This is a genomic window from Pseudomonas sp. LBUM1655 (assembly GCF_059716085.1).
This window is the reverse complement of sequence record NZ_CP166801.1, coordinates 1,943,484-1,958,540: the sequence shown is the minus strand read 5'-3', so window position 1 is coordinate 1,958,540 and position 15,057 is coordinate 1,943,484. Positions and strand designations below refer to the sequence as shown.

The 15,057-nt window shown below is 59.0% G+C and carries 16 protein-coding genes; 11 read left to right on the top strand and 5 right to left on the bottom strand.

Features of this window, described 5'->3' with window-relative positions:
- Window positions 1–70 precede the first annotated feature (70 nt).
- The 3 genes from ACA074_RS08815 to aroC are packed head-to-tail and all read right to left on the bottom strand — an operon-like array spanning window position 71 to window position 2,965.
- On the bottom strand, window positions 71–697 hold the full coding sequence (locus ACA074_RS08815) for a methylthioribulose 1-phosphate dehydratase (protein ID WP_497678796.1): 627 nt from the start codon (window positions 695–697) through the stop codon (window positions 71–73).
- Complete coding sequence (locus ACA074_RS08810) at window positions 694–1,839, bottom strand: MFS transporter (RefSeq protein WP_497678795.1); 1,146 nt, start codon at window positions 1,837–1,839, stop codon at window positions 694–696. Before ACA074_RS08810 ends, ACA074_RS08815 begins: the two co-directional genes overlap by 4 nt.
- A gap of 34 nt (window positions 1,840–1,873) precedes the next feature.
- A complete protein-coding gene (gene aroC, locus ACA074_RS08805) occupies window positions 1,874–2,965 on the bottom strand; it encodes a chorismate synthase (RefSeq protein ID WP_401269729.1) in 1,092 nt (363 codons plus the stop codon).
- Between the two features lie 130 nt (window positions 2,966–3,095).
- Here aroC and ACA074_RS08800 point away from each other — a divergent pair, with 130 nt between their 5' ends.
- Window positions 3,096–4,055 (top strand): alpha/beta hydrolase, encoded by a 960-nt coding sequence (locus ACA074_RS08800; protein ID WP_497678794.1) that lies wholly within the window; start codon window positions 3,096–3,098, stop codon window positions 4,053–4,055.
- 99 nt (window positions 4,056–4,154) lie between these two features.
- On the top strand, window positions 4,155–4,946 hold the full coding sequence (locus ACA074_RS08795) for a hypothetical protein (RefSeq protein ID WP_497678793.1): 792 nt from the start codon (window positions 4,155–4,157) through the stop codon (window positions 4,944–4,946).
- Between the two features lie 75 nt (window positions 4,947–5,021).
- On the opposite strand, the gene prmB is transcribed toward ACA074_RS08795, so the two are convergent.
- Entirely contained in the window at window positions 5,022–5,930 is a 909-nt protein-coding gene (gene prmB / locus ACA074_RS08790; protein WP_401269721.1) for a 50S ribosomal protein L3 N(5)-glutamine methyltransferase, read from the bottom strand.
- A 239-nt stretch (window positions 5,931–6,169) separates the two neighbouring features.
- Here prmB and ACA074_RS08785 point away from each other — a divergent pair, with 239 nt between their 5' ends.
- From ACA074_RS08785 to ACA074_RS08765, 5 genes are all read left to right on the top strand, one after another.
- On the top strand, window positions 6,170–6,760 hold the full coding sequence (locus ACA074_RS08785; RefSeq protein WP_053118675.1) for a cysteine hydrolase family protein: 591 nt from the start codon (window positions 6,170–6,172) through the stop codon (window positions 6,758–6,760).
- A 131-nt stretch (window positions 6,761–6,891) separates the two neighbouring features.
- Window positions 6,892–7,212, top strand: a complete 321-nt coding sequence (locus tag ACA074_RS08780) for a hypothetical protein (RefSeq protein ID WP_064118638.1) — start codon at window positions 6,892–6,894, stop codon at window positions 7,210–7,212.
- A 74-nt stretch (window positions 7,213–7,286) separates the two neighbouring features.
- A complete protein-coding gene (locus tag ACA074_RS08775) occupies window positions 7,287–7,844 on the top strand; it encodes a Smr/MutS family protein (protein ID WP_187680079.1) in 558 nt (185 codons plus the stop codon).
- A 77-nt stretch (window positions 7,845–7,921) separates the two neighbouring features.
- A complete protein-coding gene (gene folE / locus ACA074_RS08770) occupies window positions 7,922–8,467 on the top strand; it encodes a GTP cyclohydrolase I FolE (protein WP_003204506.1) in 546 nt (181 codons plus the stop codon).
- A gap of 102 nt (window positions 8,468–8,569) precedes the next feature.
- On the top strand, window positions 8,570–8,941 hold the full coding sequence (locus ACA074_RS08765; RefSeq protein ID WP_401269716.1) for a glutathione S-transferase N-terminal domain-containing protein: 372 nt from the start codon (window positions 8,570–8,572) through the stop codon (window positions 8,939–8,941).
- Between the two features lie 95 nt (window positions 8,942–9,036).
- Here ACA074_RS08765 and ACA074_RS08760 read toward each other — a convergent pair whose 3' ends face one another.
- Window positions 9,037–10,203, bottom strand: coding sequence for an aminotransferase-like domain-containing protein (locus ACA074_RS08760; RefSeq protein ID WP_187680077.1), 1,167 nt, complete (start codon window positions 10,201–10,203; stop codon window positions 9,037–9,039).
- Window positions 10,204–10,285: 82 nt separating this feature from the next.
- On the opposite strand from ACA074_RS08760, the gene ACA074_RS08755 reads away from it, so the two are divergent.
- The 4 genes from ACA074_RS08755 (at window position 10,286) to ACA074_RS08740 (ending at window position 15,022) form a co-directional block, all read left to right on the top strand.
- Complete coding sequence (locus ACA074_RS08755) at window positions 10,286–10,732, top strand: MarR family winged helix-turn-helix transcriptional regulator (RefSeq protein ID WP_187680076.1); 447 nt, start codon at window positions 10,286–10,288, stop codon at window positions 10,730–10,732.
- A 200-nt stretch (window positions 10,733–10,932) separates the two neighbouring features.
- A complete protein-coding gene (locus ACA074_RS08750) occupies window positions 10,933–12,282 on the top strand; it encodes an NCS2 family permease (protein ID WP_401269712.1) in 1,350 nt (449 codons plus the stop codon).
- 91 nt (window positions 12,283–12,373) lie between these two features.
- Window positions 12,374–13,003 carry a LysE family translocator gene (locus ACA074_RS08745; protein WP_401269711.1) on the top strand — a complete coding sequence of 210 codons (630 nt, stop codon included), beginning with the start codon at window positions 12,374–12,376 and terminating at the stop codon, window positions 13,001–13,003.
- A 513-nt stretch (window positions 13,004–13,516) separates the two neighbouring features.
- On the top strand, window positions 13,517–15,022 hold the full coding sequence (locus ACA074_RS08740; RefSeq protein WP_497678792.1) for a hypothetical protein: 1,506 nt from the start codon (window positions 13,517–13,519) through the stop codon (window positions 15,020–15,022).
- Window positions 15,023–15,057: the final 35 nt, after the last annotated feature.

Genomic DNA, 15,057 nt, shown 5'->3' with positions numbered 1-15,057 from the left:
TTGCCTTCCGGTTCTTGCAGACCGGTCGGGCACAGCATTTCATCAGGCAAATGGGCTGCTTCTGGTGAAGTCAGCCTTGGCGGTTCATGACGCTGCGAGTTTTCAACTCGCATTCAAACAGGAATTCAAAGGCCTCGATCTGGCGTAGCGCGTCGTTCATTTGCGCGCCCCAGGTGTAGAGGCCGTGGCCACGGATCAGGTAGCCGATGCAATCGGGATGGCCATCGAGCCAAGGCTGCACCTTGCCGGCAAGGCGCGCAATGTCCTGATCGTTGTCGAAAATCGGCACGCGCACCCGGGATTCGTGGGTCGAAATGCCGCTGAAGGCTTTTTGCAGCTCGTAGTCTTCGAACTCGATGAAATCTTCCGGGGTCAGCCGTGAAAGCACCGTGGCGTTCACCGAATGGGTGTGCAGCACCGCTCCGATTTCAGGGCGCCAGCTATAGAGCTGGGTGTGCAGCAGGGTTTCGGCGGACGGTTTTTTACCCGGCTCCAGACTGTTACCGGAAAAGTCGGTGGCCAGGACATCATCCAGACCCAACTGCCCCTTGTGCTTGCCGGATACGGTGAGCAGCGCTTCGCTGGACGACAGGCGTGTCGAATAGTTGCTGCTGGTGGCCGGCGACCAGCCTCGACCGTAGAGAAAACGCCCGGCGTCGACGATTTGCTGGGCGAGTTGTTCACGCGTAAGTCTCATGGCCTGTCCTCTTGCATACGTGTGGCAATGATAACGGCAGCAGCGAGCGCAGCGAGACTGGCAATACTAAAGGTCAATGTCGAGCCGAGGGCATTCCAGCTGTAGCCGGAATACAAAGCGCCCAACGCACCGCCGGTACCGGCCAGTGCCGCATACAACGCCTGCCCCTGGCCTTGCTGCCGCGCACCAAAGCTACGTTGCACGAACTGGATGGCAGCGGCGTGAAAGCTGCCGAAGGTCGCCGCGTGCAGAACCTGCGCAAACAACAGCAGACCCAGGAATTCGGCGAACGAACCGAGCAGTAACCAGCGCAGCGCCGCCAGCAGAAAACTGGCCATCAGCACCCGGCGCACCGAGATACGCGCAAGAATCCGGCTCATGGCCATGAACATCAGCACTTCGGCGACCACACCGACTGCCCAAAGCATGCCGATTACGCCGCGACTGTAGCCGAGGCGTTCCAGGTGCAAGGTCAAAAACGTGTAATAAGGCCCGTGGCTCATCTGCATCAGCGCGACACTGCCGTAAAACGCGAGAACGCCAGGACTGCGCAACTGCTTGAGAAAGCCGTCCCCATTTGGTCGATTGCCCTGTGCCGGTTGCGCGTTCGGCACCCACAAGCTGCTGAGGACGATGCCGGCCATGATCAACACCAGCGCCGCCGGGTAGATGTCGAGGCTGAGCCATTCGAACAGGCGACCCAGCGCGACCACGGTGATGATGAAACCGATCGAACCCCAGAGGCGGATCTGGCTGTAACGGGAGGTCTGGCCCTGCAAATGCGCCAGCGTGATGACTTCAAACTGCGGCAACACCGCGTGCCAGAAGAACGCATGCAACGCCATGACCATCGCCAGCCAGGCGTAGGTCTTGCTGACGAAAATCAGCGAAAAGGTCAGCAGCGTGCACACCGCGCCGAAGCGCACGATAGCCAGGCGTTTGCCGGTGTAATCACCCAGCCAGCCCCAGATGTTCGGCGCCACGCAGCGCATCAGCATCGGGATCGCCACTAGCTCACCAATGCGGGCGGCGCTGAAGCCAAGGTGATCGAAGTAAAGCGCCAGGAACGGCGCCGTCGAGCCGAGCAAGGCGAAGTAGAACAGGTAGAAACTGGACAGCCGCCAGTAAGGGAGCGCCGCCACGCCGGTTATGCCGCGACGGCTTTGAGGTCTGCCATTAAAGCTGACCCAGCACCGGCGTGCTCACCCGTACATCGGCGTTCTGGCCACGGTGACGCAGCAGATGATCCATCAGCACGATGGCCATCATCGCTTCGGCAATCGGCGTGGCACGGATGCCAACGCACGGATCGTGGCGACCCTTGGTAATCACGTCGACCGGGTTGCCATCGACGTCGATCGAACGGCCCGGGGTGGTGATGCTCGACGTCGGCTTCAGCGCCAGGTGCGCAACGATTGGCTGACCAGACGAGATACCGCCGAGGATGCCACCAGCGTTGTTGCTGAGGAAGCCTTCCGGAGTCAGCTCATCGCGATGCTCAGTGCCGCGCTGGGCGACGCAGGCGAAACCGGCGCCGATTTCCACGCCTTTCACCGCGTTGATGCTCATCAGTGCGTGGGCCAGTTCCGCGTCGAGGCGGTCGAAAATCGGCTCGCCCAGGCCCGGCATCACGCCTTCGGCGACGACGGTGATCTTCGCGCCCACCGAGTCCTGATCACGGCGCAACTGATCCATGTAGGCTTCCAGCTCCGCAACCTTGTCCGGATCAGGGCTGAAGAAGGCGTTGTCTTCGACCGAATCCCAGGTCTTGAACGGGATTTCGATCGGGCCGAGCTGGCTCATGTAGCCGCGAATGACGATGCCTTGGCTCGCCAGATACTTCTTGGCAATCGCACCGGCCGCCACACGCATCGCCGTTTCACGCGCGGAGCTACGGCCGCCGCCACGGTAGTCGCGCTCGCCGTATTTATGGTGGTAGGTGTAGTCGGCGTGGGCCGGACGGAACAGATCCTTGATCGCCGAGTAGTCCTTGGACTTCTGGTCGGTGTTGCGGATCAGCAGGCCGATGGAACAGCCGGTGGTGCGCCCTTCGAACACGCCGGAGAGGATTTCGACTTCGTCGGCCTCCTGGCGCTGGGTGGTGTGGCGGCTGGTGCCGGGCTTGCGGCGATCGAGGTCGCGCTGCAGGTCTTCGATGGAAATCTCCAGGCCCGGCGGGCAGCCGTCGACAATGGCGACCAACGCCGGACCATGGCTTTCGCCAGCGGTGGTGACAGAGAACAACTTGCCGTAGGTATTGCCGGACATGCAGGACGCTCCGTGAAATCAAACCCAAATTCGTGATGCGCGCCAGTATACGCAGGCTAACCGAGTAGTTCATCCTCGAACCTTAGCGGTGTTGGCGAGTCCAACCGGCACCTTGGCGAATGATGGCGTGATGATGCTGCGAGTTTTGATCTTGAGTCTTACCCTCTTTACTGGCTTTGCCCAGGCGACAGTCCTACAGCGTCCGATGACTTTGGATACCGGCAAGGGCGAACTTTTCGGTTCGCTGTTGCTGCCCAAGTCCGACAGTCCGGTGCCGGTTGTCCTCATTATTTCAGGCTCAGGTCCTACGGATCGTGACGGAAACAACCCCGACGGCGGGCGCAATGACAGCCTTAAACGGCTGGCGTGGGTGCTGGCCAAACACAACATCGCCAGTGTGCGTTACGACAAACGCGGTGTGGCCGCGAGCCTCGCCGCCACGCCTGATGAGCGCAATCTGTCGGTGGAAGCCTATGTCGCCGACGCCCAGGCCTGGGCGCGTAAGCTCAAGGCCGATCCACGGTTCGGCCAACTGATTCTGCTCGGCCACAGCGAAGGCGCGCTGATCGCCACGCTGGCCGCGCCGGGTGCCGATGCCGCTGCCGCTGCGGTTATTTCCCTGTCCGGCAGCGCCCGGCCGGTCGATCAGGTGATCCGCGAGCAACTGGCCCGCAGCCTGCCGCCCCCCTTGATGCTGCGCAGCAACGAACTGCTCGACAGCCTCAAGGCCGGTCATACCGACGACAACGTGCCGGCGCCGTTGCAAGTGATTTTCCGCCCGAGCGTGCAGCCATATCTGATTTCGCTGTTTCGCCAAGACCCGGCAAAAGCATTCGCACAATTGCAGATGCCAGCGCTGATTGTTCAGGGCAGCAACGATATTCAGGTCGGCACCGAAGACGCGAAGCTGCTCAAGGCTGCCAAACCCGACGCCGAACTGGCGGTGATCGAAGGCATGAACCATGTTCTGCGCATCGTGCATAACGATATGAAGCGGCAATTGGCCTCCTACAAGGACCCGAATTTGCCGTTGGCCGCTGAACTGGGCAGCAAAATCATCGAGTTTATTGACGGACTTCGCACCCGTTAAGCGCGGTTTGCCCTCCAGTCCTGAAGAAAGCGGCCGATAAGCCTGTGTCGCCAGCGAATCGGCTGGCGAGAAGCAGGGCTTGGACAGGATCTCGCCGTTATGACTGATACCCAGACTTCACCCGACACCACCGCTGAAAAAGACGCACCGCCAGCGGTCGAGCTGCCGTGGGCGGATGTCCACGTCGAGCACCACAAGATGCTCCGCCTGGCCCCGCTGCAGACCGATCGTCACACCGGTGGCCGGCCGTTACGCTTTGTCGAGTTCGGTTACGCAGAACGCCACAGCAAAGAACATAGCCTGATGCGCATGGCGATCAAACTGCCGAGCCAACGGGTACGCAAAGAACAGAATCACCTCGATGTGTGGGCCGATCACACCACCAAGCGTGTGCGCTTCGGCCCGGACAGCGGCTTGCAGATCGAACCGTTGAACCGTGGCATCGGCCGTTTCATGGCCGCGCAAGGGATCAACTGGGCGAAAAAACGCTGGCCGACCTACACCGTCGACGGCATGGACTTGAACAACAAGGACGCGCTGAACGAAGACACCCGCCTGCGTCGTGATCATTTCCTGAAAGTCCACGGTTTCGAAGTGGTCTACGCCGATGCCCAGCATTTGAAGGGCAGCATCAAGGACGTTCAGGTCGGTGACTTGCTCGGCGACTGGAACAGCGAAAAGCTGCAGATCGTCGAGATTCTGGAAGCGGCGCAGATGCTTCAGCAGGCCGAGCAGAACCTGGCTGAGCAAGAAGTGAAGCTGAAGAAGCAGGAAGAGAAGGTCAACAAGTTCAAACGTGAAGACGCCGGGCTGCGCTTCACCATTACTTGTCTGGTCGCATTTGCGGTGTTTCAGGCCGGGTTGCTGATCTGGATTGCTACGCACCGGTAAATCAAAAGATCGCAGCCTGCGGCAGCTCCTACACCGATCTCTGTAGGAGCTGCCGAAGGCTGCGATCTTTTGCTTTTAAACGCGGGAAGCGAACAGCGCCTGATGATTGCGGCACTGCTCCGCCGTCAACATGAACACGCCATGCCCGCCGCGCGCGAACTCAAGCCAGGCGAAGTCGACTTCCGGGTACAACGCTTCAACGTGCACCTGGCTGTTGCCCACCTCGACAATCAGCAAACCCTTCTCGGTCAGGTGATCCGCCGCTTCGGCGAGCATGCGCCGAACCAGATTCAGACCGTCATCACCGCAGGCCAGGCCCAGCTCAGGCTCATGCTGGTATTCGTCCGGCATGTCAGCGAAATCTTCCGCGTCGACGTAGGGCGGGTTCGACACAATCAGGTCGAAACGCTGACCCGGCAATCCGTCGAAACCATCGCCCTGCACGGTGTACACACGCTCATCAACGCCGTGGCGCTCGATATTCTGGTTGGCCACTTCCAGCGCTTCGAACGACAGATCCGCCAACACCACTTCGGCGTTCTGGAATTCGTAGGCGCAGGCAATGCCGATGCAGCCAGAGCCCGTGCACAGATCTAGAATCCGCGCCGGCTCAGTGCCGATCCACGGCGCAAAACGGTTTTCGATCAGCTCGCCAATCGGCGAACGCGGGATCAGCACGCGCTCGTCGACGATGAACGACATGCCACAGAACCACGCCTCCCCCAGCAGATAAGCGGTCGGGATGCGCTCTTCAATGCGGCGTTTGAGCAGACGTTGCAGGTTGACCAGTTCGTCATCCTCCAGCGCGCAATCAAGATAACTGTCGGCAATTTCCCACGGCAGGTGCAAAGCGCCCAGCACCAACTGCCGGGCTTCGTCCCAGGCGTTATCGGTGCCATGGCCGAAAAACAGATCCTCCCCATGGAAGCGGCTGACGGCCCAACGGATGTGGTCGCGCAGGGTACGAAGTCGGGAAGTGATCACGGGGCAGAACTCCAGAAAAAACGACTGGCGATTCTACCAGCCAAAACGCGCCACGACGACGCAGGAAAAATCCCGCCGCGACGGTAGGCGTTTTCTTTTTTTTGCATCAGCTATTGAACAGAACGTGTAACTTGACAAGGCTGCAGGCCAGTAACGACGGCACCTACGATGGTAGCGATTCACAGAAGCGCTCAGCCAGAGGACAATGTCGCAAAAGCCCCACCCCAAGGAGCCCCAGAATGTCCGTTCCAAAAACGATGTTTCAACTCAGCGGTCGCGGTTACGCAGCGGCCACACTGAGCCATGCCACTGTGGTCATCATCGATGCCCAGAAAGAGTACCTCAGTGGCCCGCTGGCCCTGAGCGGCATGGACGCGGCCGTCGCGAACATCAAACAAGTGGTTGCCGCAGCCCGTGCAGCCGGTCGGCCGATCGTGCACGTGCGTCATCTCGGCACCGTCGGAGGCCTGTTCGACCCGCAGGGCGAACGCGGCGAGTTCATCCCCGGCCTCGAACCGCAGGGCGACGAAACCATCATCGGCAAATTGCTGCCGAGCGCTTTCCATGGCACCGAGTTGCTTGACCGCCTGCAAAACCTTGGCTCGCTGGACTTGATCGTCTGCGGCTTCATGAGCCACTCCAGCGTCAGCACCACGGTACGCGCGGCGAAGAATCTGGGTTTCCGTTGCACGTTGGTCGAAGATGCCTGCGCCACCCGTGATCTGCCGTTCAAGGGGCGCGTACTCAGCGCCGAACTGGTGCAGGAAGCCGAAATGGCGATCATGGCCGACAATTTCGCTACCCTTGCCTTGACTCAAGACTTGATCTGATAGCGCCTTGATGAGCGGTTCAGCGCGCCGCTCATCCACAAAGTCCTCTCATTTGCCGCAAATGCCATAGCCTCAGGAACAACCCGGTCAACTCCCGGTCGAAGGGCCGATACCCATTGAGGAAGGTCGGAATGAAGTTATCCGATGGATTTGACGCACGCCGCTTGCGGCCAAAAGGCCAAAGCAACTGGCGTTTTCGCTTCGGCGCTGCGATCGCCGCCATTCTGGCGATGTTCGGTGTGCTGCTGGCGATGGCTGGGGCGGCCAGCCTGCTCGGGCGCCCACCAGCGCTCGGCGATTTAAATGCCACGCCGATGGGCTCGGCGATCATTCTCGCGGTCGGCTTGTTGTTCCTGTACTTCGGCGTGGCCCTGTGGCGTAGATGCCGCCGTCGCGCCCGGCAATCGCGGGAACTGAACATGTCCCCGCACCTGATGAAAAAACACGACTGACTCCACGGCCTGGCTTTTTGCCGGGCCGTTTTGTTTCGACTTGGGTAAACTGGCCGCCCTTCGCGGAGGCTGACATGCAAGACGACGATTTTTCCCTGTTCAAAAGTGCGATCCAAGGCGTCAAGCCGATCAAGCACGACCGCGCCGACACCGGCAAACCCAAGGCTGACCGCGCACAGATCGCCAAGCTGCGCCAGTCCGCCACCGTGCGCAGCGATGCCACCATCGTTGATGGCCTGTCCGATCAATTCGTCATCGACGTCGGCCCGGAAGACGAGTTGATGTGGGCGCGCGACGGGGTGCAGGAAAGTCAGATGCGCAAGCTCAAGGTCGGCCAGATTCCGTTCGAAGGCAGTCTTGATTTGCACGGGATGAGCGTAGAAAAGGCCCGGGAAACCCTCTGGGCATTTCTTGCCGAAGCGACCAAATTCGAAATCCGCTGCGTGCGCGTCACCCACGGCAAGGCTGTGCGGCTGGACGGCAAACGACCGATGATCAAAAGTCACGTCAACACTTGGTTGCGCCAGCATGCGCAAGTGCTCGGTTTCTGCTCGTGCCAGGCGAAACACGGCGGTGCCGGCGCGGTTTATGTGATGCTGAAACGCACGATGATGGAAGGTCGCGACGAATAATCCCGTTACACCGAACTTGCAGGGTTGTGTCCGCCACCGTACCCTTGCCCTTTGCGAAAATCCCCACAGGTAGTTTCATGTCCCTGGAACAGAATTACACCGCGATTCTCGGCCAATTGGGCGAGGACGTCTCCCGCGAGGGCCTGCTCGACACGCCAAAGCGTGCCGCCAAAGCCATGCAGTACCTCTGCCGCGGTTATGAACAGACGCTCGAAGAGGTCACCAACGGTGCCCTGTTCAGCTCCGACAACAGCGAAATGGTGCTGGTCAAGGACATCGAGTTGTACTCGCTGTGCGAACACCACCTGCTGCCGTTTATCGGCAAGGCGCATGTCGCTTACATCCCGAGCGGCAAAGTGCTGGGCCTGTCGAAGGTCGCGCGCATCGTCGATATGTACGCACGCCGCCTGCAGATTCAGGAAAACCTGAGTCGTCAGATCGCCGACGCGGTGCAGCAAGTCACCGGCGCGCTGGGCGTGGCCGTGGTGATCGAGGCCAAGCACATGTGCATGATGATGCGCGGTGTCGAGAAGCAGAATTCGTCGATGATCACTTCGGTGATGCTCGGCGAGTTCCGGGAAAACGCAGCGACCCGCAGCGAATTTCTCAGCCTGATCAAGTAACTCGTCACACAAAAAAACCGGCGTTGATCGCCGGTTTTTTTTCGCCCGTGAAAAATCGGGTAAGCTGCGCGCCTTCTTCAATGTCCCTGTGAGGCTTGTAACGTGTTCGTCAAAGCGCTTCGTGTCGGCCTCGGCCAACTGATTATCTTCATCGATTTCCTCACCCGTCCGGGCAAGAAAAAACGCCCCGCCGCTGCCCAGGCTCAGGTGGACGCCTCTGCGAAGGACCTGACCCTGTATCAGTTCCACGCCTGCCCGTTCTGTGTGAAAACCCGCCGGACCTTGCGTCGTTTGAATGTGCCGGTGGCGCTGAAGGATGCGAAGAACAATGAGCAGGATCGTCAGACGCTGCTGGAACAGGGCGGCCGGATCAAGGTGCCTTGCCTGCGCATTGAAGAGAATGGGCAGACGACCTGGCTGTATGAATCCAAGGTGATCATTGATTATCTGGATAAGCGTTTCGCTGCGGTCTGATGCATTTGTTGTGGGCCTGCTAACGATGAGGCCCGCCCGGTCAGCGCAAAACCCAGACAACAATAAACCGGCCCTTGAGCCGGTTTATTGGTTTTTCAGGCAGCTTTCTCGATTTGCGCCTTGCGCACCACCGCCGCCAGTCGCTTGAGCCCTTCATCCAGCCGCGCCGGGTCGATGTGGCTGAAATTCAAACGCAAATGTCCGAGGTTTCTATCGGGGTCGGGAAAGAACGGCTCACCCGGCATGAACGCCACATCATTGGCCAGCGCCTCGTTAAGCAACGTTCGCGTGTCCAGCGGCTGCTTCAACGTCAGCCAGAAAAACAGCCCACCCTGCGGCACATTCCAATCAGCCAAATCAGCGAAATGCGTTTCCAGCGCCGCTTGAAAACCATCGCGCCGTTCACGGTAGAAACCGCGCAATTCGCTCAAATGTTGCTGATATTTCTCGCTGCCGATCCACTGCAATGCCTGCCACTGGCCAATGCGATTGGTGTGCAGATCCGCCGATTGTTTGAGCTTGAGCAGGTGCGGGAACAGATCCGGGCTGGCGATCAGATAACCGACACGCAAACCGGGCAGCAAGGTTTTCGACACGGTACCGGTGTAGATCCAGCTGGACTTCTTCAAACGTCCGGCAATCGGTTTGGCGCTACCGCCGTCGAAAGTCAGTTCGCGATACGGCTCGTCTTCAATCAGTGTGACGCCGAATTCGTCGAGCAATGCAGCGACGGCGGCACGCTTGGATTCGCTGTAGCGCACGGCGGATGGGTTCTGGAACGTTGGGATCAGATAGATGAACGCCGGACGATGCTGTTCCAGGCGACTGCGCAGTTGTGCCAGGTTCGGGCCATCGGACTCTTGCGGCACGGTGAGGCAGTCGGCGCCGAACAGCTGGAATATCTGCAACGCCGCGAGATAGGTTGGCGCTTCCAGCAGGATTTCGGTGCCCTTGTCGATGTACAACTTGGCCGCCAGATCGAGTGTCTGCTGGGAGCCGCTGACCACTAGAACCTGACTCGCTTCGCAGGCCAATCCCAACGCCCTCGCCTCCGCGGCCAGCGCTTCGCGCAATGCCGGTTCACCCTCGCTCATGCCGTACTGCCCGAGGGACAGCGGCATATCGGCCCATTCGACTTTCGGCAGCATGGCTTCGGCGGGCAAGCCGCCAGCGAACGACATCACTTCCGGACGCTGGGCCGCGGCGAGGATTTCACGGATCAAAGAACTTTTAAGGCGCGAGACACGTTCGGAAAAAGCCATGGAAGTCACCGGTAGCGAGGCATGTGAAAAATGAGTCAAACTTGTTGACTGAAATTACGCCAGTCTGAGCGAGTACGTCAACATGCTTGACCTTAAAAACCCCAACAGTCAGCAACAGGCCATGGAAGCGTTTTTCTTCGGCTATCAGGCCTTCACCGCCAAGGCTGACGAGATGCTCGAACGCCGCGGCCTGTCGCGGGTGCATCAGCGGATTGTGTTTTTCATCGCCCGTTATCCGAACTTGAGCGTGAAGGAATTGCTTGCGTTGCTCGGTGTGAGCAAGCAGGCGTTGAACATGCCGTTGCGGCAGTTGCAGGAGATGCATCTGGTTGAGAGCGTGGCGTCGCAGGCAGATAAGCGTAAGCGGTTGCTGGAGTTGACGCCGGAAGGGGCGAAGTTTGAACAGGCATTGCGGCGTGAGCAGGTGAAGTTGCTGGAGCGGGTGTTTGCCGAGGCCGGGGAAGCGGCGGTGAATGGGTGGCTGGCGGTGAACCTGGCGCTGGGGAACACTCAGGCTGCTGTCGAATGACCGATATATCCCTATCGACGGACCTTTCGTAAACAAAATCAAAAACAATATTTGCTTTATTTGTACACAAAAGCATAATCCACAGCGTGCGAGTTCCTGACCGCATGGTCAACAAATTCGCGTATGCCTCAAAGGGCCGCTGCCACCCCTCATGGGTCCGGCCCTGGAAATAAAAATAAAACTCTTGAGGAGTACTCGCTGTGGAAAGCCGCAAATCCGAAGCATCGACGCTGGATCTCTCGCCGCCGTTACGCACTGGCTTGCTTGAGCGCCTGTTTAAACTCAGCTTGCATGGCACCACGGTGAAGACCGAGCTGATTGCCGGTCTGACAACCTTCATCACCATGGCCTACATCATCTTCGTCAACCCGAACATCATGGCCGATGCCGGGATCGATCACGGTGCAGCCTTCGTCGCCACCTGTATCGCCGCTGCGCTGGGCTGTCTGTTAATGGGCCTGTACGCCAACTGGCCGGTGGGTCTGGCACCGGGCATGGGCCTGAACGCGTTCTTCACTTACACCGTGGTCGGTACCATGGGCTACAACTGGGAAACCGCCCTCGGTGCGGTGTTCGTGTCCGGTGTGCTGTTCATGATCCTGACCTTTTCGCGGATTCGCGAATGGCTGCTCAACAGCATTCCAGTCAGCCTGCGTTATGCGATGGGTGCGGGTGTCGGCCTGTTCCTCGGTCTGATCGGCCTGAAAACCGCCGGCATCGTCGTCGACAGCCCAGCTACTTTGATCAAACTCGGTTCTCTGCGTGAACCCGGCCCGCTCCTCGCCGCCATCTGCTTCCTGATGATCGCGATCCTCAGCTACCACCGCGTATTCGGCGCGATCCTCATCAGCATCATCACCGTGACCCTGGCCGGTTGGGGTCTGGGCCTGGTGCACTATGAGGGCATCATGTCCGCCCCGCCGAGCCTGGCACCGACCTGGATGGCCATGAACGTCGCGGGTGTGTTCAACATCAGCATGATCAGTGTGGTGCTGGCCTTCCTCTTTGTGCACATGTTTGACACTGCCGGCACCTTGATGGGCGTGGCCCAGCGCGCCAACCTGGTCGGCGCTGACGGGCGTATAGAAAACCTCTCCCGCGCGATGAAAGCCGACAGCGCTTCGAGCGTATTCGGCGCGGTGGTTGGTGTTCCTCCAGTAACAAGTTATGTAGAAAGTGCTGCCGGCGTGGCCGCTGGTGGTCGGACTGGTCTTACCGCAGTCACCGTAGGTGTGCTATTTATAGCGGCGATGTTTTTCGCACCACTGGCCGGCATGATTCCCGCTTACGCCACCGCCGGTGCGCTGATCTACGTCGCGATGCTGATGATGGGCGGCATGGCCCATATCGAATGGGACGAAGCGACCGACAGCATTCCGGCGATCGTCACCGCGATCATGATGCCGCTGACCTTCTCGGTCGCCGACGGCATCGCGCTGGGCTTTATCACCTACGTGGCGCTGAAGGCCGGTACCGGCAAGTACAAGGAAATTTCCGTCAGTTTGTGGGTGCTCTGCGCGATCTTCATCGCCAAGTTCATCTTCTTGTAAGCGTCACGCGGTTCCAGCTTCAAATCAGCCTCACCCTCGCGGGTGGGGCTTTTGCACATTCGTGATACCAACAAAAATAGGGAGGAAAGTGATGAGTCTGGAAACCTGGTTGCTGTTCAGCGGCGCCGCATTGGTGGTGATCCTGATTCCCGGGCCACTGTCGTTGTTGATGATCAGCAACAGTCTGAATTACGGTTTGCGCCGTTCGTACCCGGCATTTCTCGGTGGCGTGATTGCCTCGATCTGCTTGCTCAGTGCGTCGGCGCTGGGTCTGGGTGCCCTGCTGCTGGCTTCGGAAAAACTGTTCAGCGCCCTGAAGATCGTCGGCGCGCTGTACCTGTTCTACCTTGCCTGGCAGAGCTGGCAGCAATCGCGTCAGCCATCCACTGGCGCTGAAGTACCGCAGGCGGCTCCGGTACCACGCTTTCGTGCGCTGTTCGGCCGTGCATTTGTGCTGGGCGCAAGCAATCCGAAAGATATCCTGTTCTTCGCCGCTTTCCTGCCGCAGTTCCTCAGCGCCGAACAGCCGTTCCTGCCGCAGTTACTGATCATGATAGCGACCTGGACGGTATTGGATCTGCTGTGCAAGCTGGCTTACGGGCTTGGCGCCCATGGCGCAGCGCGCTATCTGCGCAGCGGCAAAGGCCAGAGCTGGTTCAATCGGATCAGTGCCGGGTTGTTTGGTGGTGCAGGCGCCATGTCGTTACTTGGCAGCCGTTGATCTGATTGAACAAAAGTGGATTATTGCCACCGGCCATCTCGCGCTGACAACTGCCGAGGCACGGGGACATGTTGAAAACCGCATCAGCTCCGAATGCAGTTTTTATCCTTGGAAAGCGCTAACACTCCTCAAACCCTCATCGATCCACCGGTGAGGGTTTTCAAATCCCGCCCTCTCGGTATCAGCGTAACGCCTTGCATTACTTGGCCGCAAAGCCAGATATATATACCGCACACCAGCCCCCCCGTTTGCACAACATAAGCCCTCTTGAAACCCGCCGCGCGAAACGCGCTTCACCGGAGCAATTCAATGGCTAAACCACCCAAGAAAATATCCACTACAACGTCAGCCGATCCCTCGGTAACCACAACAAGACCAACGGCCGACGCCTCTGGCACCGTTCGCGGTGACACGGGGCATTCCGTCCCAGACATCGGGAGCAGTGATCCGACACCCGGGTCCTCTACCTCAGCAGTTCTGTCAGAGACACTTGGCCAGCGCCCAAGCGTTATCGTGAGCCGCATGCAGGATCCCCAACAACTTTCGCCTGCACGTCAATCGCGCGCGGCGGACGGCGCACAAGACTCGGCAACACATCAGGCGATCAATATCGATGTGTCCGGCAGCACTGATCCGCGCCCACCTGAATTCATTTTCGCGGAGATGGCTGCCCTGCTGACAAGTGCTGAAAACTCACCTGAAGGCATCCGCTACGGCAAACTCGGTACGCCCTATGTCGATATGGAGGGCGGAACCGTGATGATCAGCAAGGCCACCGACGGCAGTGTTCGACACACGCATCCCGGTGAGTCCAGCCCCACGGGAGCCTTGCTCGAACAGATCCCCGGAACCCGACTCTGGCGCTTAAAAGAGCCGACCAACAAGGGCGCAAAACGTCCACAGCCCGACGTTGATTCTTCACCTGTCGAAACCACTGAGGCGATTGCCGGCCCAAGCAAACGGCCGCGCCAGGAGTCGGCCAGCAGTGACACCGCGAGCACCGACGCGCTCATGGAAACACTGTTTTCCCGGCAGCCCGTCGCACTGGATCTATCCTCTGGCCAGTGGAGAAACTGGGCAAAAGCGACCCGCCCCGAAAATGGCGATTCGGTAGAAATAGACGGCGCCCACTACCAGATCGTATCCCGGGGCGGTCAACCCGACACCGGTCTTGTCTATTTGCAACATCCGGGATTTGCACCTGAGAGCTATGACGCGTTTGAAAACATGCTGCGCAATGAGCCTTCACGCCAACCGAAGTGGGCGCTCAAGCGCAACGGCCAATGGAGCGTCCTGGAAAGCCATCCCCCTTTTGAAATGCCAATGACGCAATACGTTGCCGGTGCCTTCAAATACTTATCAAATCATTGCTCAAACACCATCGCACGCGCCGTGTTTGATCACAGCACGCAGTCCGGAGCGGTAACCAATCATGCACTGTCGATGATGGTTCTGACATTTCGACACTGGGTTGATCGCGTCAATAACGATGCGCCGCCAGCGCGAAGCCTGCTGGACCCGTTGATGCTTCTGCCCAAGTTGCCGACACAGCCCGACAGACTGTTTTCCGGCGGCATCCTGACACTCCCCTCATCCTCCGCCGAAGCATTTTTACGTATCGACTTTGATCCGCAAACGTTCTCCACAAAATGGAACGCATACGTTTCGGCCGCTACGCCTGCCAACTTGCGCTCGTTGTTTATTACCGTTCTGCAAGACAACGGGTACAGCGTCAACCCGAAAACACGCGCCCTGCAAGAGGGAGCATTGATCTTTCACCGCGAAGGCATACCTGCGGTATTCGTGTTGAAACTGCCGCGTATTACCGGGAATTCGATCCCCCGAAACTCGCTACCAGGTTCCGAAATTTCCAGCACGGTATTCCAGGCGAGACTGAGTGCCGCTGCACAGCAGGCATTGAACACTCATCTTGCGCAAAACGAGGTCGTTTATTTGATGGGAGGAACGCAATTGAAGGAGTCGGGTGAACCGACGCTCTTCATGGTTAGAGAAGGGTAATCGCGAACACAGACTCATTAACCGAAAGGAGCGCC